The sequence below is a fragment of the Phreatobacter sp. genome (genome assembly GCF_051860605.1).
GTDB lineage: Bacteria > Pseudomonadota > Alphaproteobacteria > Rhizobiales > Phreatobacteraceae > Phreatobacter.
In genome coordinates this window covers 288402-312956 of record NZ_JBHYDR010000001.1, presented here as the reverse complement: position 1 = coordinate 312956, position 24555 = coordinate 288402, and the positions used below count along the sequence as shown (strand labels likewise).

At 69.3% G+C, this 24555-nt stretch carries 24 protein-coding genes; 12 read left to right on the top strand and 12 right to left on the bottom strand.

Annotation, left to right across the window (positions count from 1 at the left end; translation table 11 throughout):
* Positions 1-3: 3 nt before the first annotated feature.
* The 3 genes from ACTIFS_RS01435 to ACTIFS_RS01425 are packed head-to-tail and all read right to left on the bottom strand — an operon-like array spanning position 4 to position 2439.
* Positions 4-1035, bottom strand: coding sequence for a GNAT family N-acetyltransferase (locus ACTIFS_RS01435; protein WP_439572248.1), 1032 nt, complete (start codon positions 1033-1035; stop codon positions 4-6).
* Positions 1032-1631 carry a helix-turn-helix domain-containing protein gene (locus ACTIFS_RS01430; protein ID WP_439572247.1) on the bottom strand — a complete coding sequence of 200 codons (600 nt, stop codon included), beginning with the start codon at positions 1629-1631 and terminating at the stop codon, positions 1032-1034. The genes ACTIFS_RS01435 and ACTIFS_RS01430 overlap by 4 nt, the downstream gene beginning before the upstream one ends.
* Before the next feature lie 31 nt (positions 1632-1662).
* Positions 1663-2439 (bottom strand): alpha/beta hydrolase, encoded by a 777-nt coding sequence (locus ACTIFS_RS01425; RefSeq protein ID WP_439572246.1) that lies wholly within the window; start codon positions 2437-2439, stop codon positions 1663-1665.
* A gap of 277 nt (positions 2440-2716) precedes the next feature.
* Between ACTIFS_RS01425 and infC the strand changes: the two genes are divergently transcribed.
* The 3 genes from infC to hemA all read left to right on the top strand — a co-directional run bounded on the left by infC (position 2717) and on the right by hemA (position 5463).
* The gene (gene infC, locus ACTIFS_RS01420; RefSeq protein ID WP_439572245.1) at positions 2717-3244 is read left to right on the top strand and encodes a translation initiation factor IF-3; all 528 of its coding nucleotides are present in this window, start codon (positions 2717-2719) and stop codon (positions 3242-3244) included.
* Between the two features lie 103 nt (positions 3245-3347).
* Positions 3348-4073, top strand: a complete 726-nt coding sequence (locus ACTIFS_RS01415) for an aldolase (RefSeq protein ID WP_439572244.1) — start codon at positions 3348-3350, stop codon at positions 4071-4073.
* A gap of 160 nt (positions 4074-4233) precedes the next feature.
* Entirely contained in the window at positions 4234-5463 is a 1230-nt protein-coding gene (gene hemA, locus ACTIFS_RS01410) for a 5-aminolevulinate synthase (protein ID WP_439572243.1), read from the top strand.
* Between the two features lie 14 nt (positions 5464-5477).
* Here the strand turns inward: hemA and ACTIFS_RS01405 are convergent, their stop codons facing one another.
* The 3 genes from ACTIFS_RS01405 to ACTIFS_RS01395 form a co-directional block, all read right to left on the bottom strand.
* Entirely contained in the window at positions 5478-6434 is a 957-nt protein-coding gene (locus tag ACTIFS_RS01405) for a DUF2336 domain-containing protein (RefSeq protein WP_439572242.1), read from the bottom strand.
* Between the two features lie 78 nt (positions 6435-6512).
* Positions 6513-7643, bottom strand: a complete 1131-nt coding sequence (locus ACTIFS_RS01400) for a DUF2336 domain-containing protein (protein ID WP_439572241.1) — start codon at positions 7641-7643, stop codon at positions 6513-6515.
* Between the two features lie 79 nt (positions 7644-7722).
* Positions 7723-8307 carry a glycosyltransferase gene (locus tag ACTIFS_RS01395; RefSeq protein WP_439572240.1) on the bottom strand — a complete coding sequence of 195 codons (585 nt, stop codon included), beginning with the start codon at positions 8305-8307 and terminating at the stop codon, positions 7723-7725.
* Between the two features lie 245 nt (positions 8308-8552).
* Between ACTIFS_RS01395 and ppdK the strand changes: the two genes are divergently transcribed.
* The 4 genes from ppdK (at position 8553) to ACTIFS_RS01375 (ending at position 15150) form a co-directional block, all read left to right on the top strand.
* Positions 8553-11231 (top strand): pyruvate, phosphate dikinase, encoded by a 2679-nt coding sequence (gene ppdK, locus ACTIFS_RS01390; RefSeq protein ID WP_439572239.1) that lies wholly within the window; start codon positions 8553-8555, stop codon positions 11229-11231.
* Complete coding sequence (locus ACTIFS_RS01385; RefSeq protein ID WP_439572238.1) at positions 11228-12163, top strand: ArgK/MeaB family GTPase; 936 nt, start codon at positions 11228-11230, stop codon at positions 12161-12163. Before ppdK ends, ACTIFS_RS01385 begins: the two co-directional genes overlap by 4 nt.
* A 108-nt stretch (positions 12164-12271) precedes the next feature.
* Complete coding sequence (locus ACTIFS_RS01380; protein WP_439572237.1) at positions 12272-13762, top strand: cell wall hydrolase; 1491 nt, start codon at positions 12272-12274, stop codon at positions 13760-13762.
* A gap of 146 nt (positions 13763-13908) precedes the next feature.
* Positions 13909-15150 (top strand): MFS transporter, encoded by a 1242-nt coding sequence (locus ACTIFS_RS01375; protein WP_439572236.1) that lies wholly within the window; start codon positions 13909-13911, stop codon positions 15148-15150.
* 39 nt (positions 15151-15189) lie between these two features.
* On the opposite strand, the gene mepA is transcribed toward ACTIFS_RS01375, so the two are convergent.
* Positions 15190-16122 carry a penicillin-insensitive murein endopeptidase gene (mepA, locus tag ACTIFS_RS01370; RefSeq protein WP_439572491.1) on the bottom strand — a complete coding sequence of 311 codons (933 nt, stop codon included), beginning with the start codon at positions 16120-16122 and terminating at the stop codon, positions 15190-15192.
* A gap of 233 nt (positions 16123-16355) precedes the next feature.
* Here mepA and ACTIFS_RS01365 point away from each other — a divergent pair, with 233 nt between their 5' ends.
* A complete protein-coding gene (locus tag ACTIFS_RS01365) occupies positions 16356-17096 on the top strand; it encodes a L,D-transpeptidase (protein WP_439572235.1) in 741 nt (246 codons plus the stop codon).
* Here the strand turns inward: ACTIFS_RS01365 and eutC are convergent.
* Positions 17071-17847: an ethanolamine ammonia-lyase subunit EutC gene (gene eutC, locus ACTIFS_RS01360; protein WP_439572234.1), complete on the bottom strand. Its 777-nt coding sequence runs from the start codon at positions 17845-17847 to the stop codon at positions 17071-17073. The two genes, ACTIFS_RS01365 and eutC, sit on opposite strands and share 26 nt — an antisense overlap.
* A gap of 3 nt (positions 17848-17850) precedes the next feature.
* Complete coding sequence (locus tag ACTIFS_RS01355; RefSeq protein ID WP_439572233.1) at positions 17851-19224, bottom strand: ethanolamine ammonia-lyase subunit EutB; 1374 nt, start codon at positions 19222-19224, stop codon at positions 17851-17853.
* Positions 19225-19341: 117 nt separating this feature from the next.
* Here ACTIFS_RS01355 and ACTIFS_RS01350 point away from each other — a divergent pair, with 117 nt between their 5' ends.
* Entirely contained in the window at positions 19342-20088 is a 747-nt protein-coding gene (locus tag ACTIFS_RS01350) for an SDR family NAD(P)-dependent oxidoreductase (protein WP_439572232.1), read from the top strand.
* A 92-nt stretch (positions 20089-20180) separates the two neighbouring features.
* Here ACTIFS_RS01350 and ACTIFS_RS01345 read toward each other — a convergent pair whose 3' ends face one another.
* The gene (locus tag ACTIFS_RS01345; RefSeq protein WP_439572231.1) at positions 20181-20993 is read right to left on the bottom strand and encodes a helix-turn-helix domain-containing protein; all 813 of its coding nucleotides are present in this window, start codon (positions 20991-20993) and stop codon (positions 20181-20183) included.
* A gap of 131 nt (positions 20994-21124) precedes the next feature.
* Here ACTIFS_RS01345 and ACTIFS_RS01340 point away from each other — a divergent pair, with 131 nt between their 5' ends.
* Positions 21125-21556, top strand: a complete 432-nt coding sequence (locus ACTIFS_RS01340) for a hypothetical protein (RefSeq protein WP_439572230.1) — start codon at positions 21125-21127, stop codon at positions 21554-21556.
* A 30-nt stretch (positions 21557-21586) separates the two neighbouring features.
* Here ACTIFS_RS01340 and ACTIFS_RS01335 read toward each other — a convergent pair whose 3' ends face one another.
* A complete protein-coding gene (locus tag ACTIFS_RS01335; RefSeq protein WP_439572229.1) occupies positions 21587-22561 on the bottom strand; it encodes a magnesium transporter CorA family protein in 975 nt (324 codons plus the stop codon).
* Positions 22562-22721: 160 nt separating this feature from the next.
* Here ACTIFS_RS01335 and ACTIFS_RS01330 point away from each other — a divergent pair, with 160 nt between their 5' ends.
* Positions 22722-23342: a LysE/ArgO family amino acid transporter gene (locus ACTIFS_RS01330; protein WP_439572228.1), complete on the top strand. Its 621-nt coding sequence runs from the start codon at positions 22722-22724 to the stop codon at positions 23340-23342.
* A 99-nt stretch (positions 23343-23441) separates the two neighbouring features.
* Here ACTIFS_RS01330 and ACTIFS_RS01325 read toward each other — a convergent pair whose 3' ends face one another.
* Positions 23442-23618, bottom strand: coding sequence for a hypothetical protein (locus ACTIFS_RS01325; RefSeq protein ID WP_439572227.1), 177 nt, complete (start codon positions 23616-23618; stop codon positions 23442-23444).
* A gap of 320 nt (positions 23619-23938) precedes the next feature.
* On the opposite strand from ACTIFS_RS01325, the gene ACTIFS_RS01320 reads away from it, so the two are divergent.
* Positions 23939-24523, top strand: coding sequence for a L,D-transpeptidase (locus tag ACTIFS_RS01320; RefSeq protein WP_439572226.1), 585 nt, complete (start codon positions 23939-23941; stop codon positions 24521-24523).
* The last annotated feature ends 32 nt before the right edge of the window (positions 24524-24555 follow it).

Sequence of the window (24555 nt, the reverse complement as noted above, 5' to 3'; positions counted from 1 at the left end):
CGCTCAGGCGATCTGCTTCTGGACGAAGACCAGATCGAGCTTGCGGCCGAACTTCTCGCCGATGCCGGGCATGCGGCCGACCTCGATGAAACCGGCGCGCCGGTGCAGCTTCAGCGAGGCGTGGTTCTGCCCCTCGATGCCGCCGATGATGACCTGCTTGCCCGCTGTTCTGGCGCGCGCGATCAGCGCCTCCACCAGTGCCGATCCGACGCCTGACCGGCGCCGGTCGGCCCGCACATAGACCGAATGCTCGACGGCATTGCGGTAGCCGTCCCAGGCGCGGAACTGCAGGTAGGAGCCGAAGCCGGCGACCCCGCCCGCCTCCTCCGCCACGAGTACCGGATTGCCCGAGGCGAGCCGGTCCAGCCACCAGTCGCGACGGTTCTCCAGCGTCACCGGCTCGTCGCTCCACAGCGCGGTGGTGGTCTCGATCGCCTCGTTGGTGATGGCCAGGATCGCCGGCAGATCGTCCTCGCGCGCGTCGCGCACGATCACGTCCGCGGCGCGCAGAATCGCATGCGGTGTCAGGTCCTTCATGTAGAAGGTCGTATCGCACAGGCCGCCATCCGGCCAGAGCGCGAAGTCCGGGATATGGCCGCAGCGCGACCAGCCACCCCGCTCATAGACGCGGCGGGCGACATCGCTGGACGTGTCGAGCACCAGCAGCGTGCGCCCGCGCGCGAGCGCCTCCGCCTCCAGCCGGCCGAGCATGGAGGCTGCAATGCCCTGCTGCCGGCCAGCGGAATGGACCAGCATCTTGCGCACCTCGGCCCGGTGCGGCTGGTTCTGCGGCATGTCGAGGCCGAGCTGCGCGGTTCCAAGGATCCGGTCGCCGGAAAAGGCCGCGACCAGAACGGCGCCGCCCGCCGCCACCTGACCGGCCACGCGATGGAAGAAGGCCTCGGCATCCGCCTGGCCATAGGGCTTCATGAAGCTGACCGATGCGCCGTTCTGCACGCAGTCGGTCAGCACCGCGGCAAGGCCGGGCACATAGCGGGCGGCGTCGGCCGCGTCCAGAACGTCGATCCGGATCATCGGCGCGATCCCTGACCTGCCGAATGTGGCACGAGCACCACCGCATAGCGTGCGGGCCGGTCCGAGCGGTTCTCGAAGACCAGCGGGCTGTCCAGCCGCATCACCCGGCAATCGCCCGGCCCGAGCTCGGTCGTCAGGTCCTCGTAGCTCAGGGTCAGCAGGCCCTCCAGGACCCAGACGAACTGCTCGACCGGGATGACCACGAGATTGTCATAGGCCACCCGCGCACCCGCCGGCAGCGCCACCTCGACGATATCGGTGCCGGAGGCATTGGGCGGAGCCACGTTGCGGCGCGAATAGCCGGTTTCCGGATCGACCCGGATCGGCGTGTCGGCAGCCCGGCGCACCGGATCGGCGGATGGCTCGGGTGCCTCGAACAGCGTGCCGAAGGTCACGCCCAACGCGGCCGCAAGCTTGACCAGCAGCACGGCCGTGGCGCTCACCTCGGCGCGCTCGATGCGCGAGATCATGGCGCGCGAGACGCCGGAGAGCGAGGAAAGCTGGTCGAGGGTCAGGCCCCTGCCGGCGCGCAGCTCGCGCACGCGGCGGGCCACCACCTGGTCGAGATCGATGGATGGCTCGGCGCGATTCTCCATGATCGGAGAATATCGCTCTCACATCGTGGAATCAACCCTGTTCCGCCCGCTCCGCCAAGGCCGCGACGGCCGCCTCGAGCCTGGCAATGTCCTCCGGCCGCGACAGCCGGTGGTCGCCGTCCTTGATCAGGGTCACGACCACGTCGTCGCGGGCGATTTTCTCGGCCGTCAGCAAGGCGTGGCGCCAGGGCACGTCGGGATCCTGCATGCCCTGCAGGACATGGACAGGGCAGCCGGTCTCGACCAGGCCGGTGAGGATGAGGTTGCGGCGGCCATCCTCGATCAGCGCGCGGGTGATCGGATAGCCGCCCTCCTCATAGGCGGAGGGCCGGACCCAGCGGCCCTCGCGCTCGATCGCGCGCTTCGCCGCTTCGGGGAAGGAGGCCCACATCAGCGCTTCGGTGAAATCGGCTGCGGGGGCGATCAGCACCATGCCGGATGGCGGTGCGGGCATCCGACGCGCCGCGATGAGGGCGATCCAGCCGCCCATGGACGAGCCGACCAGCAGCGGGCGCGGCCCCGCCGTGGCGATGACGGCAAGGGCCTCCTCGGCCCAACGCGAGATGGTGCCATCCTCGAAATCGCCTTCGGACTCGCCGTGGCCTGAATAGTCGAAGCGCAGGAAGGCCCTCCCGCTGCGCCGCGCGAAGGCGTCGAGCGCCTCGGCCTTGGTGCCCTTCATGTCCGACTTGAAGCCGCCGAGCCAGATGATGACCGGGCCGCGCCCTGCGACGCGGCGCAGCGCGACACGCCGGGCGGCGGCGCCCTCGCCGACGGTCAGGAACTGCGGTTCGGGGCTTGCGGCCATGCGCTGTCTCCTCCTACGGTTGACACGGCCGGTCTAGCCGCATTCGGCCTGCAGGAAAACGCAAGACGCGGCCCTCGTTGTCAGGGCGACGCCCGCCCCGGCCGCCACCCTCCGCCGGAAAGGCCGCGCGAACCATTGACTTTGGCGGCTTTTCTCCCGATCTTCGCCAGTCCACGGATGATCGTCTGTTCCGGCCTTCCACGCATGGTGGCAAGGCCCGTTCGGCGATGATCCGTCGTCTGCAACCACCAGAGGAGACATCCCCATTCGCAGACCCATGAGATCCGCCGCCCCCGTCGAGCGCGATGGACCGCGCATCAACGAGCTGATTCGCGTTCGCGAGGTCCAGCTGATCGATCAGGACGGCGACAACCGCGGCACCCTGCCCACGCGCGATGCCCTTCAACTGGCCCAGGATGCCGGTCTCGACCTCGTGGAGGTCGCACCGAATGCCGTTCCGCCAGTCTGCAAGATCATGGACTACGGCAAGTTCAATTTCCAGGAACAGAAGAAGGCTGCCGAAGCCCGCCGCAACCAGAAGACGGTTCAGGTCAAGGAAATCAAGCTGCGCCCCGGCATCGACGACCACGATTACGACACCAAGATGAAGGCGATGAAGCGCTTCTTCGAGGAAGGCGACAAGGTGAAGGTCACCCTGCGCTTCCGCGGTCGTGAGATGGCGCACATGGACCTGGGCGTGAAGGTGCTGGACCGGGTCAAGGCGGATACGGTCACGCTCGCCAAGGTCGAGCAGGAATCGCGCCTCGAGGGCCGGCAGATGATCATGGTGCTCGCGCCGAAATGAGGCTTGTGCCTGCCCGCCGGGCCGGCAATCTGGTGACGCCTGCGGCCATGGTCGCAGGCGTTCTGCTGTCCGGGTGCGGAGAGCGCGGCGAAGAGGGAAAGCCATGACCGAGACGAAGCCGGATATCCGCGCCCTGCGCCGGGAGCTTGCCGCCGCCCTGAGGCTTGCCGCGCGCTTCGACCTCAACGAGGGCATCTGCAACCACTTTTCCGTGGTCGTGCCCGGTCCCTCCGAGCGCTACCTGATCAACCCCTACGGCATCCACTGGGGCGAGATGCGGCCGGACGATCTCGTCATGATCGACGGCGAGGGCACGATCCTGGAAGGCTGGGGCGAGGTGGAGGCCACCGCCCGCAACATCCACATCGCCGGTCATCGGGCCAATCCGCGCCACCGGGCGATCCTGCATGTCCACATGCCTCACGCCACGGCCCTGACCATGGTGGAGGGCGGCAGGCTGGAAATGGCCCACCAGACCGCCTGCCGCTTTCTCGGACGCCTCGCCTATCAGGGGTTCGGCGGGGTTGCGCTCAACGCCGAGGAGGGCGAGCGGATCGCGCAGGCGCAGAAGGACAACCCGCACGCCGACATCATCTTCCTCGACCATCACGGCGTATCCGTGGGCGGGCCGTCCGTCGCGGTCGCCTTTGACGACCTCTACTATCTGGAGCGCGCCTGCCGACAGCAGATTCTCGCCCAGTCGACCGGCCGGCCGCTCAAGATCATCCCCGAGGACCAGCAGAAGCAGACGGCGCGCGAATGGATGCAGGTGCTGGATTTTCAGGCCACCAAGCATTTCGAGGCCCTGATGCGCCTGCACGGTCTGTAACGTCCGGCCGCCATCGGCCGAAATCGGTCATGGCCCGGCAGTCTGGAACCATGCTAAGGCGCGGGCCTTGACTTGATGCCGATCAAGGCCCGGCAGGGCGCGTGGCGGCATCGTGCCTCACCCCCCGATGCTGCGGGGCTCGCAACCGAGCCGACGAGCCATGACCTACGCACAGTTCTTCCAGACCGCCGTCGACCGCCTCAGGGACGAACGCCGCTACCGCGTCTTCGCCGATCTCGAACGCAAGGTCGGCTCCTTCCCGCGCGCCACCTGGCACGCCCCGGACGGCATGAGGGACGTCGTCATCTGGTGCTCCAACGACTATCTCGGCATGGGCCACCACCCCTCGGTGATCGAGGCCATGGCCGAGACCGCCCGGCGCATGGGCGCCGGCGCCGGCGGCACGCGCAACATATCAGGCACCTCCCACCCGATCGTCGAGCTGGAGCACGAGCTTGCCGACCTGCACGGCAAGGAGGCCGCGCTCGTCTTCACGTCCGGCTATATCTCCAACCAGGCCGGCATCTCGACGATCGCCCGGCTCATCCCGGACTGTCTGATCCTGTCGGATGCGCTCAACCACAATTCCATGATCGAGGGCGTGCGCCAGGCCGGCTGCGAGCGGCAGGTGTTCCGGCACAGCGATCTCGGGCATCTGGAGGACCTCCTGAAGGCCGCAGGCCGGGACCGCAACAAGCTGATTGTGTTCGAGAGCGTCTATTCGATGGACGGCGATATCGGCCCGATCCGGGAGATCTGCGATCTGGCCGAGCGCTACAGGGCCATGACCTATATCGACGAGGTCCATGCGGTCGGTATGTACGGGCCGCGCGGGGCCGGCGTTGCCGAGCGCGACGGCCAGATGCACCGGATCGACGTCATCGAGGGCACCCTCGGCAAGGCCTTCGGCGTGATGGGCGGCTACATTGCCGGCTCCGCCGCGGTGATCGATGCGGTCCGCAGCCATGCCAATGGCTTCATCTTCACGACCGCCCTGCCGCCGGCCATCGCCGCCGCCGCGACCGCTGCGATCCGGCACCTGAAGGCCTCGCCGCGCGAGCGCGACCTTCAGCACCGCCAGGCCGCGCGCACCAAGCGCGTGCTGTCGCTCGCCGGTCTGCCGGTCATGGCCTCCGCGACCCATATCGTGCCGGTGCTGGTGGGCCAGGCCGAGACCTGCAAGGCAGCCAGCGACCGCCTGCTTCACCGCCACGGCATCTATATCCAGCCGATCAACTATCCGACCGTGCCGCGGGGCACCGAGCGGCTGCGCATCACGCCGGGGCCGGCGCATACCGACGCCATGATCGACGAACTGGCGGGAGCGCTTCTGGAAACCTGGATCGCGCTTGACCTGCCGCTGGCCATGCAGGCCGAGGCGGCGGAGTAACCGGCGGCCCGATCTCAGGCAGGCATGGCGATCGGGCCGACGCGCGTGCGCGCGATCGGCAGCCGCGAAACCACCCGGTCGATCTCGGCGGGCCGCATCAGCCGGTAGCGCACCGGCGCCTTGTGAACATCGGTGAGCGGCCGGCCGGTGATGACGCGCCAGGCTTCCACCAGTGCCTCGTACACATCCGCGTCCACCCCGGCGACATGGCAGACCGCGCCGAGCGCCTTCTCGTCGTCGCGTTCGAGCAGCTTGCGGCCGGCATCGCGGTCGCGGCCGATCGCGCGCATGATCAGGTCCATCGCGTCGCTGATCTGGCGGCTGGCGGCCAGTTCCAGCAGCTTGTCGTTCAGGGCTTCGCCCGACAGGATCTCGCTGACCGGCCGGGCGACCCGGCGGGAAATGTCCTGCGGGCAGTCCGCGCGCCCGGAAATGAGCGCGAGAATGGCCGGATCGTTGCCGAGCCGCTCGGCAATCTCGGCATATCCCTCCGGCGAGATCTGGGCGCCGCCATTGCGCACGAGCACCATGACCGTGGCGATCTCGCCGAGCTTGGCGATGATGTCCGCAAGGGCCATGGAGACCCTCGGCCGCTTGGCGATGATGCGCATGTGCTCCTGGCGGTCGGCCGTGCAGACCTGCGCCAGCATCTCGTCGGTCAGTTCCGCCGACGACAGGATCGCCTCCGCCACCTGCACCACGTCGCAGGCCAGCGTCATCGTCGCCTCCGGCAGCGTGGCGACGCAGCGGGCGAGCTTGGGCGAGGCGCGCACACGGCTCGGCAGGGGGGCCTCGCGCAGCGCCTCGGAGACGATATTGTCCAGGACCAGCGCCTTGCGGCTGGCGGCCGAGGGCTTCTCGCGCGCGATCTCGTCGACGAGCTCCTCCACCAGCGCGCCGCGCAGCTTGGGCGCGAGCGAACCGATCATGGCGTTGATGGGCGCCAGAGCCTTGTCGAAACCGGAAGCCATAAGCGCAGTTCCCTCCGGATCAGAATGCCGGCAACTGCTTAAGCAGTTCTGAACTGTGAAACCGGGCCGGCGCCGCGCTCAGACGGCAGCCGGCAGGGACGGGGACGGAATGGCGCTGACCAGTGGCGGGCCCTGTTCCCGGCGCCTGAGGCCGGCCAGTTCCGCATCGATCATCGCCTCGGTCAGGCGCGCATAGCGCGGCAGCGACGACCGCCGGTCGGGGGCCGTCTTGCGCCAGCGCCGGTGCAGGGCCTCGACGATGGTGTGGTGGACCTGCGGGTCGAGGCCGAGCGCGCGGCTGATGGCCTCGAAGGGCTCGATCTTGCCGCGTCCCAGCGCCCGCAGCGTCAGGTCGCGGTCGAGGTCGAGCGCGTGGGCGGCCATTTCGACGGCGGGGAGGATGCGGTCGGTGGCGGCCAGCAGCAGCAGGGCCTCCGACAGGGAGCGGCTGCCGGACCTGATCTCGGCCGCGAGCGCCGAAGTGTCCACGCCGCCGTCCTTTTCCAGACGCATCCGGCGCACCTTCGCCTGGATGGCGGCCGAGGCCTGCTCCTGGGCGCGCGCCACGACCTCGGCATCGTGATGCTCGAACAGCACGGCCTTGAGGCTGTCGGGGATCATGGTGGCGAGCCGGCAGATATCGGTGTCCTCCAGATCGGCGCGCGCACACAGGGAGGCCTGCAGCACCTGGTCGCGCACGGCGCGCGTCACCAGCCGGTCGCGGGCGCGCGAGGTCAGCGGTGCACCGGTATTGCCGGCGAGGGTGCGCACGGTGCGGGCATCGCCGGTCTCCGCGAGCGTCTCGGCCGCCTCCGGCGACAGGCCGTCGCGGGCCGCCATCAACCGCATGTCGATATAGCGGCGGTGCTTGCCGAGCGCGCGGATCGTATCGGGATCGGCCTCGCCATGGCCAAGGCCGATCTCGGCGACCAGTTCCTCGTCGCGGTCGATCACGGCAAAGGTGCGGGGCAGGTCGAGATCGAGCGCACCAAAGGCCCGCGCATAATGGACGCGGCGGGCAATCGGCATCGGCGGCAGCAGATGGGCGACGATGCGGTCGAGGCGGTCCTGGGCGCGCGCCGTCGGGCGTGGGCGCTCCGGACCGAACTGCTGGAGGATGCTCGTTACCAGCGCCTGCTGGGCCAGCGGCGACATCTGATCGACCGCGGCCAGAACCTGTTCGACGGGGTTTTCGAGCGAGGGGAGCATGTCCGGGTGTGTCTGCGGGCAAAAGGACCCCTGAAACAATGACCCGTTTTCGATAACGTACCGTAAATGCCAGCCCGGCTCACTGGCCGAGAGCGGTAGCCCGCGACCGCAGCACGCTGATCCTCCGCCGGCCGATCCGCCGACCGAGCCGTCGCTGCGCCATGCGTCCGTCCGGGTGTCCGCCGAGGCCGCGATAGTGACGGGCCGAGACCAGCAGGCCGAGGCTCGGGTCCGGCCCGCGGCCGAGCGTCAGCCAGGCCCAGAGCGTGAGCCGGTGCATGACGCCGCGCATGCCGAAATCATCGGTGCCGGGGGCGAAGACCGCGGCCCGGCGATCAATCTCCCCGCGCCGCGCAACCTGTTCCAGAAAGGCGCGCACGTCGCGCGTCCAGCCCTCGTCGAGCACCGTTCCAGGCTCGACGAACATCAGCCAGGGCGCGCGGGCCATCGCGGCCGCCCGGGCGAGGCGCGGGCCGGTATCGGCCGGTCCCTCGATCATCCGGCAGCCGGCCATGTCGGCCACTGCGGCAGTGTCGTCGGTCGATCCGCCATCGGCCACGATGGCCTCCACGACCAGTCCGTCCGCCGCCCCGGCGACGAGGGCGGCAAGCGTGGGCACCAGACGGCGTTCATCGTTGAGGGTGGGTATGATGACGCTGATCACGTCGACAACGGTGCTCCTTGCAGCGCAATATTATCGTTTTGCAGCGCATTCATCCAGCCTTCATCTGACCGTCACGAAAGCGCCCCCGGGACGTGGTCGGAACCATCTTCAGCATGCCGCCGTTCCCGCAGGATGGCCTGACCGTCCTCTTGGTTGAAATGGGAGGGCGAAAGCGCCTAAACAGACGCGCCGCCCGCCGGCCGGCCGGGATGACGCAGTGCGGCAAGGGGACGGGGAAACCGACCATGGTGAAATGGGTCTACACGTTCGGGGACGGCACGGCGGAGGGCGAGTCGAAGCTGCGCGACCTGCTCGGCGGCAAGGGCGCCAATCTCGCCGAAATGTCGAACATGGGCCTGCCGGTCCCGCCCGGCTTCACCATCACGACGGAAGTCTGCACCTGGTACTATGCCAATGGCCAAAGCTATCCGGGCGACCTGAAGCATCAGCTCGAGGCCGGCCTCGCCCATGTCGGCCGGCTGACATCCAAGACCTTCGGCGATGCCGCCAATCCGCTGCTGGTCTCGGTGCGCTCCGGTGCCCGTGCCTCCATGCCCGGCATGATGGACACGATCCTCAATCTCGGCCTGAACGACGTGACGGTCGAGGCTCTGGCGAAAAGCTCGGGCGATGCCCGCTTCGCCTATGACAGCTACCGCCGCTTCATCCAGATGTATTCCAACGTGGTGCTCGACGTGGATCACCACAATTTCGAGGACATTCTGGAGGTCTATAAGGAAAGGAAGGGCCTTTCCCTCGACACCGATCTCTCCGCGGCGGACTGGCAGACGATCATCGCCGACTACAAGGCGCGCGTTCAGGAGGAGACCGGCTCGCCCTTCCCGCAGGATCCCCACGCGCAGCTCTGGGGCGCGGTCAGCGCCGTGTTCTCGTCCTGGATGAACCAGCGCGCCATCACCTACCGCCGCCTCCATGCCATCCCGGAAGGCTGGGGCACGGCTGTCAATGTTCAGGCCATGGTGTTCGGCAATATGGGCGAGACCTCGGCCACCGGCGTGGCTTTCACCCGCAACCCCTCCACCGGCGCCAAGGAGCTCTATGGCGAGTTCCTGATCAACGCCCAGGGAGAGGACGTGGTCGCCGGCATCCGCACGCCGCAGAACATCACCGAGGCCGCCCGCATCGGGGCCAAGTCCGACAAGCCGTCCATGGAGACGGCGCTTCCCGAGGTCTACGACCAGTTCATCGCAACCGCCGCGACGCTGGAGAAGCACTACCGCGACATGCAGGACCTGGAATTCACGGTCGAGCGCGGCAAGCTGTGGATGCTCCAGACCCGCAACGGCAAGCGCACGGCCAGGGCCAGCATCCGGATCGCGGTCGAGATGGCCAACGAGGGGCTCATCACCCGCGAGGAGGCGGTCGTGCGCGTCGATCCCTCCTCCCTCGACCAGCTCCTGCATCCCACGATCGATCCCGCCGCCGAGCGCAGCATCCTGGCGACCGGCCTGCCCGCCTCGCCCGGCGCCGCGCAGGGCGAGATCGTCTTCTCCTCCAATGAGGCCGAGGCGCTGAAGGCATCCGGCCACAAGGTCATCCTCGTCCGCGTCGAGACCAGTCCGGAGGATATCCACGGCATGCATGCTGCCGAGGGCATCCTGACCACCCGCGGCGGCATGACCAGCCACGCGGCGGTGGTCGCCCGCGGCATGGGCAAGCCCTGCGTCTCCGGCGCCGGCTCGCTTCGCATCGACTACCAGGCCGGCACCCTGACGGTGGCCGGCCGGACCCTGAAGAAGGGCGAGGTCATCACCATCGACGGATCCACCGGACAGATCCTGCTCGGCGAGGTGGCCATGCTGCAGCCCGAGCTGTCCGGCGAGTTCGCCACCCTGATGAGCTGGGCCGACGAGGCCCGGCGCCTGACCGTGCGCACCAATGCCGAAACGCCCACAGATGCCCGCGCCGCGCTGCAGTTCGGCGCCGAGGGCATCGGCCTCTGCCGTACGGAGCACATGTTCTTCGAAGAGGACCGGATCGTCGCGGTTCGCGAGATGATCCTCGCCGATGACGAGAAGGGGCGGCGCGCGGCGCTTGCCAAGCTGCTCCCCATGCAGCGCTCGGACTTCGTCGCGCTGTTCGAGATCATGGCCGGCCTGCCGGTCACCATCCGCCTGCTCGACCCCCCGCTGCACGAATTCCTGCCGCACAGCGATGCCGAGATCGCCGAGGTCGCCGCCGCCATGGGCGCCGATCCCCGCAAGCTCAAGGCCCGCGCCGAGGAGTTGCACGAGTTCAACCCCATGCTCGGCTTCCGGGGCTGCCGGTTGGCCGTGGCATATCCAGAGATCGCCGAGATGCAGGCGCGCGCGATCTTCGAGGCGGCCGTGGAAGCGGCCAGGAGCACCGGCAGGCCGGTCGTCCCCGAGGTCATGGTGCCGCTGGTGGCCACCAAGGCCGAGCTCGACCTCGTCAAGGCACGGATCGTGGCCATGGCCGAGGCGGTCAGGTCGGAAACGGGCGCCGCATTCGACTACATCGTCGGGACGATGATCGAACTGCCGCGTGCCGCCCTGCAGGCCGGCCGGATCGCCGAATCCGCCGAGTTCTTCTCCTTCGGCACCAATGACCTGACGCAGACCACCTTCGGCATCTCGCGCGACGACGCGGCGAGCTTCCTCAATCCCTATCTCGTCAAGGGCATCATGGCGGTCGATCCCTTCGTGTCGCTCGACCAGGACGGCGTCGGCGAACTCGTCCGGATCGCCGTCGAGCGCGGCCGGGCGACGCGGCCCGACATCAAGCTCGGCATCTGCGGCGAGCATGGCGGAGACCCGGACTCCATCCACTTCTGCGAGACCGTCGGCCTCGACTATGTCTCATGCTCGCCGTTCCGCGTGCCGATCGCCCGCCTCGCGGCGGCCCAGGCGGCACTCGGCAAGGCGGCCGCGAGCCAGGCGTGAGCCCGGCTTCGGTCGCCGAGCTGCGGTCCGGCGGCAAGCGGGCGCTTGCCGCGGCGCTCGCCATGATCGAGACCCATTCCGGCACCGGGGCTCTGGCCAGCCTGCTCGATGCCGCCTGCGCTGAGGCGCGCGGCGCGACCCTGGGCCTGACCGGGCCGCCGGGCGTCGGCAAATCCACCCTGACCAATGCGCTCGTCTCGGGCTGGCGCGCGGCGGGAGAGACCGTCGGCGTCATCGCCGTCGATCCGTCCTCGCGGCGCTCCGGCGGCGCGCTGCTCGGCGACCGTGCGCGCATCGCCACCGACCCCGCCGATCGCGGCGTCTTCGTCCGCTCGATGGCGGCGCGCGACCGGGTTGGCGGCCTGTCCGACCAGACGGTCGCGGCCATGGTGCTGATGCGGGCCGTGTTCGACCGCGTTCTCGTCGAAAGCGTCGGCATCGGCCAGTCGGAGGCCGATGTCGCCATGGTCGCCGACACGGTGGTGCTCTGCATCCAGCCCGGGTCCGGCGACAGCCTGCAGTTCATGAAGGCGGGCGTCATGGAAATGCCGGACGTCATCATCGTCACCAAGGCCGACATGGCGGAGCCGGCACGCCGGGCCAAGGCCGATGTCGAGGGGGCGCTCACGCTCGTCGCCCGCGAGCCCGGCGGCTGGACCGCGCCGGTCGTGCTGGTCTCCTCGACCACAGGCGAGGGCCTGGAGGCGCTGGACGCCGCGTTGCGCTCCCACCGCACCTGGCTGGATGCCGGCCGGCGTGCGCCGCTGCGGGCCGCCCAGGAGCGGCAGTGGGTGGAGGAGGCCGTGCGCACGCGGTTCGGTTCCGAGGGCCTTTCGCTCGCCGCAAGGCTGATGCCGGACGCGCCCGCCAGCGCTGGTCCGTTCGGCCGCGAGCGGTCCCTGCTGGCGGCTCTCGGACAGCGCTTCGCCTGACCGGGCCTCGCCATTAACGCGCTCTCAACGTTACCCGGGCGATAACCACACGGTCGGTGCTGTTCGCATCGACGTGTTGTGTGGCGTCTGCGTGGAGTTCTGGTGAGCATGCGTGCGTTGCGTCAGCGTGCGGCCCTCGTGCCGACGGCCGCGGCCCTCATCCCGGGTCTTGCCGCCACTTTCCTCATGGTTTCGACCCAGCCGGTCGCCTACCAGGACCTCGTCAGCCACATGGCCCGCAGGGCCGGCATCGACCAGACCTGGCGCCGCCATGTCGGCAGCCTTGTCCGTCCTGCCAGCACCGTTGCCGGCTTTGCCTTCGCCCGGCCTTTGCCGCGCGAGGACCTCACCGCGCCCATCCAGCTTGCCAGCCTGTCGCAGCCGGCCCCGCTTGCCGATCCGCGCCGCGCGGGCCGGACGCCGGGCGCCGCCATCGGCTCCGGGCTCGACACGGCCGTCGTCTATCCGGCGGTGAACCGGGCGGCCAAAGGCGACATGCTGATCACCCGCCCGGCGCTGCGGCCGTCCATCACCTCACTGCAGCGGACACCGGCTTCCGCCGGCATGGCCTTCGATCCCTCGCCGGTCCTGCTTGCCGCGCCCGAGGACCTCGCGCTGGCCGGCCGGTTCGAGCCGCGCGCGCAGGATGAACAGGCCGATGCCCGGCCGCTCGGGCTCGCCGGCCTGCAACTCGCGTCCCTCGACCCCACGGTCGGCCTGACGGAAGCCCCCCGGCTCGGCTCGGGCATGGCGGGCGCCTCGCTCCCGCCCGACGCGCCGCTTGCCGACGACGTGCCGCCGATGATCGAGCGGCGCTTCGCCACCGAGCTGGAGGAAGGCCGCGCCGCCATCGCGATCATCGGCGAGGGCGTCATTGCGCGCGCCGGGGCCGGCTTCGGCGCGCCCGCCATTCCGCTGGAAAGCGACCCGTTCCGCGTCACCGCCACCCACGAGCCGGTGCCCGGTTTCGACCATATCCCCGGTCCCTTCGCCATCGACCAGCGCGGCGACCGGCCGGAGCCGGAGCTGGAACAGGCGATGCGCAAGCCGCCGGAGGCAGCCGCACCGGCCGCCGTCGCGCAGGCTGGCTCCCGCATCGTCTCCGGCACCCATCCGGCCCTGGCGCTGGCTCTCTCGGGCCAGGTGCAGGTCCGCGCCGAGCGCTGCCTTGCCGAGGCGATCTACTGGGAAGCGCGTTCCGAACCGGAGCGCGGCCAGATGGCGGTCGCCCAGGTGGTGCTGAACCGTGCGGTGTCCGGCTTCTATCCGCGTGACGTCTGCGGCGTCGTCTATCAGAACGCCCATCGCTATCTGGCCTGCCAGTTCACCTTCGCCTGCGAGGGCCGCCGCAGCCTGGTGCCCACCGAGGCCGCGTCGTGGAGCCGCGCCACCACCATCGCGAGCCAGATGATGCGCGGCCAGCTCTGGCTCAACGAGGTGGGCCATGCGACCCACTACCACGCCAATTACGTGCGGCCCTGGTGGGCGCGGTCCATGAATCGCCTGCAGCAGATCGGTCTCCACATCTTCTACCGGCCGCGCAACTGGGGCACAGGCCCGCAGGTTCAGCTCGCCACGGCCCGTCCCGACGAGAGCTGAACCGTCCGCAGCGGTTCCTTGATGGTTCTGCGTGAGTCATTTCACGCCGGCATGGATGCCATCACGGCTTTTCACTTCCGGCCTGCACCCCCCGGCCGTAGATTGCGCGGCTACCGTGTAGCTGCACGTTCGAGCCGGAGCCCCCGATGTCCGCAGCCGCCGCTCAGGGCAGCCAGCACAGCTGGCGCACGCCCTTCGTCATCATCGTCGCCGGCTGCCTGATCGGCCTGTTGTCCTTCGGGCCGCGCTCGGTGGTCGGCATGTTCCTCATGCCGGTCTCGGCCGAGAACGGCTGGACCCGCGACGTCCTGTCGCTGACCATCGCCATCCAGAACCTGATGTGGGGCGTCGGACAGCCCTTTGCCGGCGCCATTGCCGACCGGTTCGGCACGCTCAAGGTCTTCTGGGGCGGCGCGATCATGTATGCGGCGGGCCTTGCCTGCATGGTGCTGCCGCTGCCGCCGCCGGTCATGCACGTTCTGTCCGGCACGCTGGTCGGCCTCGGCCTTGCCGGCGTCTCGTTCAACCTCGTGCTGGCATGCTTTGCCAAGCTGCTGCCCGAGGAGCGGCGCGCCTCTGCCATGGGCCTCGGCACGGCGGCGTCCTCCTTCGGCCAGTTCGTCTTCGCGCCGCTGACACCGTTCCTGATCGACATGCTTGGCTGGAAGATCGCCCTGCTGATCTTCTCGGCCGTGCCGCTGGCCATCATCCCGCTCGCCTTCGTTCTGGCCACGAGCCCGGGATCCGGCGTGGGCGTGGGCACAGGGGCGGAGATGAGCATCGGCGCGACGCTGAAGCGCGCCTTTTCCCATCCCAGCTACGTCTATCTCGTCATCGGCTTCTTCACCTGTGGCTTCCAGCTCGCCTTCATCACCACGCACTACCCGACCTATCTGAAGGACCTGAACCTGGCCGCCTGGGTCGCCGGATCGGCGCTAGCCCTCATTGGTCTGTTCAACATCGTCGGCTCGCTGACCGCCGGCTGGCTGTCGTCGCGCATGTCGAAGCGCTGGCTGCTGGCCTGGATCTATTTCGCCCGCGGCGCGGCGGTGGTGATGCTGCTGGTCCTGCCGCCGAGCACGGGGCTTGCGCTGATCTTCGCCGCGCTGATGGGCCTTCTGTGGTTGTCCACGGTGCCGCCCACCTCCAGCCTCGTCGCGCTGATGTTCGGCACGCGCTACATGGCCATGCTCTACGGCTTCGTGTTCTTCTCCCACCAGGTCGGCGGCTTCCTCGGCGCCTGGCTGGGCGGGGTGATGTATGAGCGCACCGGCTCCTACGAGGTCATGTGGTGGCTCTCGATCCTGTTCTGCATCGGCTCCGGGCTGATCAACCTGCCGATCAAGGAGCGCCCGGTCGAGGATCCGGCTCTCGTGCCGGCCGAATAGGCCAGAGGCCGGTCGGGTAGGGCCAGGTCTGACCGGGCCCTACCGCGCGACCAGGACCTGCCGGCACGCCTCCGGAAGCCCCGCCATGGTGACCGGCGGCGGCGGGCGCCAGTTCGGGTTCGGCCGCGGATTGAGCACCTGCGGGGTGAACCACCAGTCGAGATCGGCACCGCATCCCTCGGCGCTCGGCGGCGGGTCCTGCGGCCGGCATCCCGGGCTTGCGGCCGGGCAACTCATGCGGATGTGCATGTGGTAGTTGTGGCCCGGCACGGGTCGCACCTTGGACAGCCAGCGCCTGTCGCCGGTCGCCTCGCGGCACAGTGCCTTCTTGATCGCGGCATTGACCAGCACGCGCTCCACCTTCGGGTCCTCGGCCGCAGCGCGGATCACGTTCAGATGGTCGGCCGTCCAGGTGCGCGGCTCGATGTCGCGCCGGTCGGCGCGCACAACATTCACCGCCGAGGTCATCTCGCGCTCCTGCGCCGTCAGTTCCCGGCGCGGCATGGGGGTGAGCCAGATATCGGCGTCGAGGCCGATCTGGTGCGAGGCATGGCCGGTCAGCATAGGCCCGCCGCGCGGCTGGGAAATGTCGCCGACCAGGATGCCGGGCCAGCGCGAGACCTGCGGCACGCGCCGGGCGAAGCGCTCCAGGAAGGCGATCATGTCGGGATGGCCCCACATGCGGTTGCGCGACAGGCGCATCACCTGCCAGGTCTCGCCGTTGACCGGCAGGGCCGTGCCGCCGGCAAGGCAGCCGCGCGAATAGAAGCCGAACGAGCGCGCCTGCATCGGCGCGCCGGTTGTCGCCCGGCCGAACAGCTCCTTGGCCGGCACGTTCGGGTCGTTCGGATTGGCCAGTGGCGGCAGCGGCCGCGGATTGAGCGTGCCGGCCGTCTGGGCGCCGGCGGGCGTCGCCAGACCGGCCGCCAGCATCAGGGCGAGGGTGAGAACGGGGGCAATGGCGCGTCGCATCATGGCGCTCCGGCGGGTCTCTAAGGGTGAGCGTCGGAGCTTAGGCAGCCTTTCGTTAACCATTCCTGTCAAGGCGGCAGCGGGTCGCGCGCCGGAAGGCCGGACGGCCGAAGCAGAATCCGCTCCTTAAGGTGAACGGGCGGAAAGGCTTTACAGCGGCCCGCCGATCCGGAATCGTTTCGCATGCGGCCCGCCTGGGAGGGGCTGTCCTGTTCTGCGTCCGGAGGGTCGTGATGCCTCGCCTGTCCCGCATGCTTGCCGTCGCCCTGGCGGTCCTGTTCAGCGCCATGTTCGCCGCCCGTGCCGAGGCGGCCATCGTGGTCAGGGTCGACAAGACCACCCAGACCATGCGCGTTATCGTCGATGGTCAGCTCCAGCACACCTGGGCGGTCTCCACCGGCCGTGCCGGCTACAACACGCCCAACGGCAGCTACCGGCCGCAGCGCTTCGAGCGCCACTGGCGCTCGCGCAAATACGGCATGGCGCCGATGCCCCATTCCATCTTCTTCCGCGGCGGCTACGCCATTCACGGCACCAACATGGTCGGCCGGCTTGGCCGGGTGGACAGCCATGGCTGCATCCGCCTCGCCCCGGCCAATGCCCGCCTGCTGTTCGACATGGTCCAGCGCCGCCGCGGCGACACCCGCATCGTGATCGAGGGCACCATGCCGCGCGCCGCGCCGCCGGCCCTGGTTGCATCCGCCCAGCCGCGCACCGCCCAGATGCGCCTGTCCCAGCCCGACCGGCCGCAGGCGACCCGTCGCACCGCTCCTGCCCGCGTCGCGGCCGCCGCACCGGCGCGCCGGACGGCTGCCCTTTCCGGCAGCCAGACCCAGCGGCGCGCCGTGGCCGGCTCCGGGGGTTCCGCCCAGCCGCGTGCCGCGGCGGCCCCGCCGGCGCGGCGCATGGCCGGGTTCGTGCCCGCCACCGCCTCCACCGACCGTCACTTCATGGAATGGTATCTGCGGCGGTAGCGCCGCCGAGCCTGTCGCTCTCGTCCTTCAGCGCGATGCCGGTCAGGCCGCGCCGCAGGGCCTCGGCCGCCAGCCAGGCGATGCGCGGGGCGGCCTGGTCGACGGCCAGTCCGCCGGGCCGGATGTTGGACACGCAGTTGCGCTCCGAATCCATCCGGCCGGGCCGCGGCCCGACGGTGAGATAGGCGCCGAGACTGTCGGGCGAGGTCAGGCCCGGCCGTTCGCCGATCAGCACGAGCAGCGACCTGACGCCGAGCCGCTCGCCGACCGCATCGCCCAGCGCCACCCGCGCACCGCGGGCGACGACGACCGGGCCGAGGCCGATACCGGCGCGGGCGAGCAGCGGGCGCAGGGCGGCGATCAGCGCCGCTGCATGGCTCTCCGTGGCCAGAGCGGAGAGCCCGTCCGCCACGAGGATGCCAAGGTCGCCGCCCGGCCGGCCCATCAGGTCGAGCGCAAGGCGTGAGGCTTCCGGCAGGGCACGGCCAAGGTCGGGCCGGCGCAGATAGGCGGCGCGCCCGCTGGCCCGGCTCTCGATCTCGACCACGGTGAGGCCGGTTGCGCGCAGGTCGGTGGCGAGCCGGGACGAATCGAAGGGCGCATGGACCGCATCGCGCGCCTCAGCGTGCGCAAGGGCGAAGCGCAGCACCTCCGCGGTCGGCAGCGAGCCGCCGGTGCGCCCCAGCGCGATGCGGGCCGGCGTGGCGGCGGCCAGATGCTGCCACGGGTCGCGGACAGGCGGCTTGGCCATGGCTCAGGCCGCCCGGATCAGCCGGTGGCCGGGGTCCGGCGGCCTCAGCCGGCCGGCGGCATCGGTGATGCCCATGCTGGCAAGCCAGGCCTCGAATTCCGGCGCCCGCTTCAGCCCGAAGACCTCGCGCACATAGAGCGCATCGTGGAACGAGGTGGACTGGTAGTTGAGCATGATGTCGTCGGCGCCCGGCACTCCCATGATGTACGAGACGCCGGCCGCCGCCAGACAGGTCAGCAGCGTGTCCATGTCGTCCTGGTCGGCTTCGGCGTGGTTCGTGTAGCAGATGTCGCAGCCGAGCGGCACGCCCATCAGCTTGCCGCAGAAATGATCCTCCAGCCCCGCGCGGATGATCTGCTTGCCGTCATAGAGATATTCCGGGCCGATGAAGCCGACGACGGTGTTGACCAGCAGCGGCGAGAAGGCGCGGGCGACCGCATAGGCGCGCGCTTCCAGCGTCTGCTGGTCGATGCCGTGATGGGCCTCGGCCGACAGCGCCGAGCCCTGGCCGGTCTCGAAATACATGACATTGTCGCCGATCGTCCCCCGCTTCAGTGAGCGGGCGGCGTCGAGACCCTCCTTCAGCACCGAGAGGGTGATGCCGAAGGCCGCATTGGCCGCCTCGGTGCCCGCCACCGACTGGAACACCAGATCCACCGGCGCGCCGCGTTCGATCAGCTGGATGGTCGAGGTAATGTGGGTGAGCACGCAGCCCTGCGTCGGGATGGCGTGGCGCCGGATGACCTCGTCGAGCAGCTTCAGAAGGTCGCCGATCAGGGGCAGGGAATCGGAGGCCGGGTTGATGCCGACGGTGGCGTCGCCCGCGCCATACATCAGACCGTCGACGATCGAGGCGGCGATGCCGGCCGGATCGTCCGAGGGGTGGTTCGGCTGCAGGCGTACCGCCATGGTGCCGGCAAGGCCGATCGTGTTGTTGAAGCGGGTGACCACCCGGCATTTGCGGGCGGCGAGGATCAGATCCTGGTTGCGCATCAGCTTCGACACCGCAGCGGCCATTTCCGGCGTGATGCCGGGCGCAAGGGCTGCCAGCGCCGCCGCGTCGGCCGCCTCCGACAGCAGCCAGTCGCGGAACGCGCCGACGGTCAGGCTGGCAACCGGGGCAAAGGCCCGCTCGTCGTGGGTATCGAGGATGAGGCGCGTCACCTCGTCCTCCTCGTAGGGAATGAGCGGCGCGGCGAGGATCGCCTTCAGCGGCAGATCGGCCAGCGCCATGCGCGCGGCGACGCTTTCCGCCTGACTTTCCGCCGCGATGCCGGCGAGCTGGTCGCCGGAGCGGATCGGGCTCGCCCTGGCGAGCAGGTCCTTCAGGTCGGAGAAGACGAAAGTTGTCCGGCCGGCATTCGCGCGGAACGGCATGTCATGTCTCCGATATATCCAGAGCGCGGCCAAATGCTCTATGGAGTGTAGCGGACCGACCGGCCCGGTCCATCACATGCAGGCTCCGCGCCAGTTGGCGAGCCCGCCCCTTCAGGGATGCGACCGATGAACCAGTCTCGCCGAACGCTGCTGCTGACCGGCGCCAGCCGCGGCATCGGCCATGCGACGGTCAAGCGCTTCTCCTCGGCCGGCTGGCGGGTCATTACCTGCTCGCGTCAGCCCTTTCCGGAAAACTGCCCCTGGGAAATGGGTCCGGAGGACCATATCCAGGTCGATCTCGCCGATGCCGCCGACACCGAGCGGGCGATCGACGAGATCCGCACCCGCCTGACCGGGGGCCGGCTCGAGGCGCTGGTGAACAATGCCGGCATCTCGCCGAAAGCCGATGGCGGTGCGCGGCTGGATTCGCTGCACACGCCGCTGACCGTCTGGCAGCAGGTGATGCAGGTGAATTTCTTCGCCTCCATCCTGCTCGCCCGCGGGCTGCTGAAGGAACTGGCCGAGGCGAAGGGCTCGGTCGTCAACGTAACCTCCATTGCCGGTTCGCGCGTCCACCCCTTCGCGGGCGCGGCCTATGCCACTTCCAAGGCGGCGCTGGCCGGCCTGACCCGCGAGATGGCGGCGGATTTCGCTCCCCACGGCGTGCGGGTGAATGCGATTGCGCCGGGCGAGATCGACACCTCGATCCTGTCGCCGGGCACGGAGAAGATCGTCGAGCAGATCCCGATGCGCCGGCTCGGCACGCCGGACGAGGTGGCCAAGATCATCTACGTCCTGTGCACGGAGACCTCCAGCTATCTCAACGGCGCGGAAATCCACATCAACGGCGGCCAGCACGTGTGAGGCGCGCGCGTCCGTGGGGGGTCGCAGGACGCATCTCGGTTGCGCAAGATCCCTCTCGTCCCCGGCGAGCAGGCCGGAGCCGCCACGCCTCCTCACCCCATCATCGCCCGCAGCCGTTCCGCCGTCTCCGCATCGGCCGGCAGGAAGGTCTCGATGGCGAGTTCCGCCAGCGTCACGTCCACCGGCGTGCCGAACATGGTGGTGGCGGAAATGAGCGTCAGCGGGCCGGCGCTGGATCGCAGCCTGACCGGCACGAACAGATCCTCCGCCTCCCGGCCCCGGCCCGGATGTGGCGGGGCGAAGGGCACCGGATAGCTCAGGATCTCCGCGAGCAACGCTGCCAGAACCGGATCGGCGCTCACCTCGATCTGCCGCCTGAGCCTTGCGGTCAGATGGGCGCGCACCTCGGCCGGATTGTCGATGCGCGGTGCGATGCCCTTCGGGTGCAGGGCCAGCCGCAGCATGTTGACCGGCGGGGCCAGCAGGGCCGCATCGCATCCCTCGAGGAACGGCGTGATGGCGCGGTTGTGCGCCATGAGGGTCCAGTGCCGGTCGAGCGCGACCGCCGGATAGGGCTCGTGGCCGGCGAGCACGATGTCGATGGCCCGCCGCGCGGCGACCACGGCCGGATCGTCGAGGCTGCGCTCGGGAAAGACCGGCGCAAAGCCGCCGGCCACCAGCAGCACGTTGCGTTCGCGCAACGGGATATCCAGGCGCTCGGCAAGCTTCAGGATCATCTCGCGGCTGGGCGCCGCCCGGCCGGTCTCCACGAAGCTGAGATGGCGGGTGGAGACCTCGGCATCGAGGGCGAGATCCATCTGGCTCATCCGCCGGCGCTGGCGCCAGTCGCGCAGATGGTCGCCGATGGACGGGCGAGCGGAACGGGAGGGGACCGGCTGTGTCATGGTGGCAATCTAGCTGTCGCCGGGGCTTGGCCAATGACCTTGCAGGTAATCGACCCCATTCCCGGCTCCCGGCAGCATGGCCTCATTCGCGGACCGGTCAGCGTCCGTGACAGACCCGACAGGAGATTGCCATGTCCACCGCCACCCGGTCCTTCGCCCTTGCCCTGTTCCGCACCGACGACACCGTGACCTTCCTGCGCCGGCTGCTCGCCTTCGACGCCATCACCTCTGGCGCCATGGGCCTGAAGCTGGCGGTCGGGGCCGGTATCCTCGCCCCCTGGCTCGGCCTGCCCGAGGGTCTGCTGCGTGCGGCGGGCCTGATGCTGGTTCCGTTTGCGATCGCGGTTGCCATCGCCGCCGCACGGGCCCCGTCCTCGCGCGCAGCGGTGCTGTCAATCGCAGCCGTCAATGCCCTGTGGGTGATCGCCAGCCTCGGCCTGCTGGTCTCGGGCCTGGTCTCGCCCGGCCTTCTCGGCATGGCCTTCGTGGCCGCCCAGGCGGTGTTCGTCGGCGTGCTGGCCGAACTCCAGATCATCGGGGCCCGCCGTCTTGCGACTGCCTGAGGGGGCCGCCAGCCGCCGCGGGGGCCGGGCTCAGAGCCAGCCCTTGCGGCGGAACCACAGATAGGGGCCGATCCCCGACAGGACCATCATGGCGATGGCCAGCGGATAGCCGAGCGACCAGTCGAGTTCCGGCATCTGCTTGAAGTTCATGCCATAGACCGTGCCGATCAGCGTCGGTGGCATGAGCACCACGGAGAGCACCGCGAAGATCTTGATGATGTTGCTCTGCTCGTTGGCGACAAGGCCGAGCACCGCGTTGAGCAGGAAGGTGATCTTGCTGGACAGCGCATCGCAGTGCTGGGTCAGCGATTCCACGTCCCGGCTCTGGCTCTTCAGCACCACGCGGACATCCTTCGGCACCTTGGTGCCCTCGATCTCGGTGGAGAGGAACAGCAGCAGCCGGTTGATCGAGACCAGGCTCTCCCGGATCTTCGAGACGAAGCCGCCCTTGGTGCCGAGGATCTGCAGCACCTCCTCGATGGTGCTGGCCCGGCTCCGGTTGCCATCGGCGCGGGAAAAGACCCGGCCGGAGGCCTGGTCGATCTCCTCGCCGACCTTCTCGAGAATATCCGCCAGCCGGTCGACGATCGTGTCGAGCAGGCCGGTGAGGATCGATTCCGGATTGGGATGGACCGTGCCCTGCTTCTGCGCCCGGTTGAGGAACAGGTTGATCGGCTTCGGTGTGTCGTACCGCACGGTGATCAGCCGGTCGCGCGCCATGACGAAGGAGATCTGGGTCAGCCTCGGCGCACCGAGGTCGGTGTTGCACAGAACGCTCGCGGTCATGTAGCGCACGCCATGGTCGACATAGAGGCGGCTGGAGGGCTCGATCTCCAGCATCTCCTCGCGCGAGGGAATCTCGATGCCGAGACAGCGCTCCAGGGCCTTGTCCTCCTCCTGCGTCGGCTGGAACAGGTCGACCCAGACAACCTCCGGCGGCACGGCCTCGGCCGTCGTCTCCACCCGGACGAGCGCGTCATTGACCACGGCATAGGCATTCAGCATCCGGCTGGCTCCCCGGTGGGCTTGCCTCCTCCCCTACCGGCTCCGGCAGGGCTTGGAAAGGCTCGGCCGACATGCCTTGCTCCCGAGACAGGACTGTGACCCTTCGAGGCGGTCGCGGCGCATTGCCGCCGCGCCGGGCCTGGCCTATCCACGCGGCTGCATGAACGCGACAGCCCTCCTCCAGGCCGGAAGCACCGGCTTTCTCATCGGCCTCGGCCTGATCGTCGCCATCGGCGCCCAGAACGCCTTCGTGCTGAGGCAGGGCCTTGCCGGGCGGCATGTCTTTGCCGTCGCCACGGTCTGTGCCCTCGCCGATGCCCTGCTGATCGCGGCGGGCGTCGCCGGTCTCGGCACGCTGGTGGCGTCCTCGCCGGTCCTCGTCCGGGTCACGGCCTGGGGCGGGGCGGCCTTTCTCGTCGTGTACGGACTGATGGCGGCGTGCAGGGCGTTCGCCCCGGCGACGCTCGAGCCGGAAGGCGATGCGGGCGAGGCCGGTCTCGGTGCGACCCTTGCCGCGGCGCTCGCCTTCACCCTTCTCAACCCGCATGTCTATCTCGACACGGTGGTGCTGGTCGGCAGCCTGTCCGCGCAGTTCGAGGGCCCGGCACGCCTTGCCTATGCCGGCGGCGCGATGGCCGCTTCGGTGCTGTGGTTCTACTGCCTCGCCTACGGGGCAAGGCTTCTGGCGCCGGTCTTTGCTAGGCCTGCCGCCTGGCGGGTTCTCGACGGCATCATCGCCCTCGTCATGTGGGCGATCGCGCTGCGCCTGCTTCTGGGTTGAGCCAAAAAAAGGGCCGGTCTTGCGACCGGCCCAGTCTGGGTCATTCAGGAGAGGCATGCGGAAGATCTGCACATCGGCCGGCTGGCCGGGGGTGCAATCTCAATCGATGTCGACCGGCTTGCGGCGAGGCTCGGGATCGATGCGATCCGGCCTGCGCGGCTTGACGAAGGGGGCTGCGGCGGCGACAGCCTGGATGCCGATGGCAGCATAGCGATCCTGAAGTCGGTCGGATGGCTTGTTGCGATCGGGCGTCTGGTTCGCCCGGGCCTGTTTCATCGTGGGTCTCCATCGGTGCCGGGCCGCGTTGCATGGGCGCAGGCCGACACAGCAACAAGGCTAGAGGCCCCTTGCGGCGCCCATGGGGTCCGATCGTGAGCGGATCGTGGCGGCTCCGCGATGACGCCATGACCGGCGGCGGGCCGCCTGACGTGCCACGTCATGGCAAAAATGCAACAGTTTCGGGCATTTGCGCCGGTCCTTCGGCACTGCGAAGTTGACGCTGCGCCAAGCCTTCGCCACAACCTTGGGGGTCGATGAGGACAGATGCCGGCTTCTCCGGCCGACCTGTGCTCGTCCAGGATCGGAAGTGGCTGGCGATGCGGTGGGGTCTTCTGGCGGCGGCAGCGTTCGTGCTGGCCGGCTGCAACAGCAATCATGTCGATGTGGCGCGCCCGACGACCGATCGGGACCGGACCTTGCTGGCCCAGGCGCCGCAGGTCGAGATGGACTACTGGCGCATGCCGCAGCGCGTGGCCTATCGCACCACCGAGCGGCCGGGCACCATCATTGTCGAGACCTCGACCCGTCACCTCTATTTCGTCGAGGAAGCCGGCACCGCGATCCGCTACCAGGTCGCCGTGGGCAACGAGGCCTTCGGATGGACCGGAACGGCCACGATCCAGCGCAAGGCCGAATGGCCGAGCTGGACCCCTCCGGCAGAGATGCGCCGCCGCTGGCCGCATGTTCCGGCCTTCATGGAGGGTGGCCCGCGCAATCCCATGGGCGCCCGTGCGCTCTATCTCTACCAGAACGGCCGCGACACCCTGTATCGCATCCATGGCACCAACTCGCCGATGGAGATCGGCGAGGCCGTGTCCTCCGGCTGCATCCGGATGCACAACGAGCAGGTCATGGACCTGTACAACCGGGTTCCGGTCGGCGCGCGCGTCATCGTCCGCTGATCGATCCAGCGCCTGATCCTGTCCGGCGGCCC

Excerpts from the sequence above, each read along its gene's own strand:
- ACTIFS_RS01415 (WP_439572244.1), top strand. The coding sequence starts at position 3,348 with ATGACCGAGACGAAGCCGGATATCCGCGCCCTGCGCCGGGAGCTTGCC.
- ACTIFS_RS01345 (WP_439572231.1), bottom strand. The coding sequence starts at position 20,993 with ATGACACAGCCGGTCCCCTCCCGTTCCGCTCGCCCGTCCATCGGCGAC.
- ppdK (WP_439572239.1), top strand. The coding sequence starts at position 8,553 with ATGGTGAAATGGGTCTACACGTTCGGGGACGGCACGGCGGAGGGCGAG.
- mepA (WP_439572491.1), bottom strand. The coding sequence starts at position 16,122 with ATGCGACGCGCCATTGCCCCCGTTCTCACCCTCGCCCTGATGCTGGCG.
- ACTIFS_RS01335 (WP_439572229.1), bottom strand. The coding sequence starts at position 22,561 with ATGCTGAATGCCTATGCCGTGGTCAATGACGCGCTCGTCCGGGTGGAG.
- ACTIFS_RS01400 (WP_439572241.1), bottom strand. The coding sequence starts at position 7,643 with ATGCTCCCCTCGCTCGAAAACCCCGTCGAACAGGTTCTGGCCGCGGTC.
- infC (WP_439572245.1), top strand. The coding sequence starts at position 2,717 with ATGAGATCCGCCGCCCCCGTCGAGCGCGATGGACCGCGCATCAACGAG.
- ACTIFS_RS01325 (WP_439572227.1), bottom strand. The coding sequence starts at position 23,618 with ATGAAACAGGCCCGGGCGAACCAGACGCCCGATCGCAACAAGCCATCC.
- ACTIFS_RS01430 (WP_439572247.1), bottom strand. The coding sequence starts at position 1,631 with ATGGAGAATCGCGCCGAGCCATCCATCGATCTCGACCAGGTGGTGGCC.
- ACTIFS_RS01375 (WP_439572236.1), top strand. The coding sequence starts at position 13,909 with ATGTCCGCAGCCGCCGCTCAGGGCAGCCAGCACAGCTGGCGCACGCCC.
- ACTIFS_RS01405 (WP_439572242.1), bottom strand. The coding sequence starts at position 6,434 with ATGGCTTCCGGTTTCGACAAGGCTCTGGCGCCCATCAACGCCATGATC.
- ACTIFS_RS01355 (WP_439572233.1), bottom strand. The coding sequence starts at position 19,224 with ATGCCGTTCCGCGCGAATGCCGGCCGGACAACTTTCGTCTTCTCCGAC.
- eutC (WP_439572234.1), bottom strand. The coding sequence starts at position 17,847 with ATGGCCAAGCCGCCTGTCCGCGACCCGTGGCAGCATCTGGCCGCCGCC.
- ACTIFS_RS01350 (WP_439572232.1), top strand. The coding sequence starts at position 19,342 with ATGCGACCGATGAACCAGTCTCGCCGAACGCTGCTGCTGACCGGCGCC.
- ACTIFS_RS01330 (WP_439572228.1), top strand. The coding sequence starts at position 22,722 with ATGAACGCGACAGCCCTCCTCCAGGCCGGAAGCACCGGCTTTCTCATC.
- ACTIFS_RS01320 (WP_439572226.1), top strand. The coding sequence starts at position 23,939 with ATGCGGTGGGGTCTTCTGGCGGCGGCAGCGTTCGTGCTGGCCGGCTGC.
- ACTIFS_RS01365 (WP_439572235.1), top strand. The coding sequence starts at position 16,356 with ATGCCTCGCCTGTCCCGCATGCTTGCCGTCGCCCTGGCGGTCCTGTTC.
- ACTIFS_RS01425 (WP_439572246.1), bottom strand. The coding sequence starts at position 2,439 with ATGGCCGCAAGCCCCGAACCGCAGTTCCTGACCGTCGGCGAGGGCGCC.
- ACTIFS_RS01380 (WP_439572237.1), top strand. The coding sequence starts at position 12,272 with ATGCGTGCGTTGCGTCAGCGTGCGGCCCTCGTGCCGACGGCCGCGGCC.
- ACTIFS_RS01435 (WP_439572248.1), bottom strand. The coding sequence starts at position 1,035 with ATGATCCGGATCGACGTTCTGGACGCGGCCGACGCCGCCCGCTATGTG.
- ACTIFS_RS01340 (WP_439572230.1), top strand. The coding sequence starts at position 21,125 with ATGTCCACCGCCACCCGGTCCTTCGCCCTTGCCCTGTTCCGCACCGAC.
- hemA (WP_439572243.1), top strand. The coding sequence starts at position 4,234 with ATGACCTACGCACAGTTCTTCCAGACCGCCGTCGACCGCCTCAGGGAC.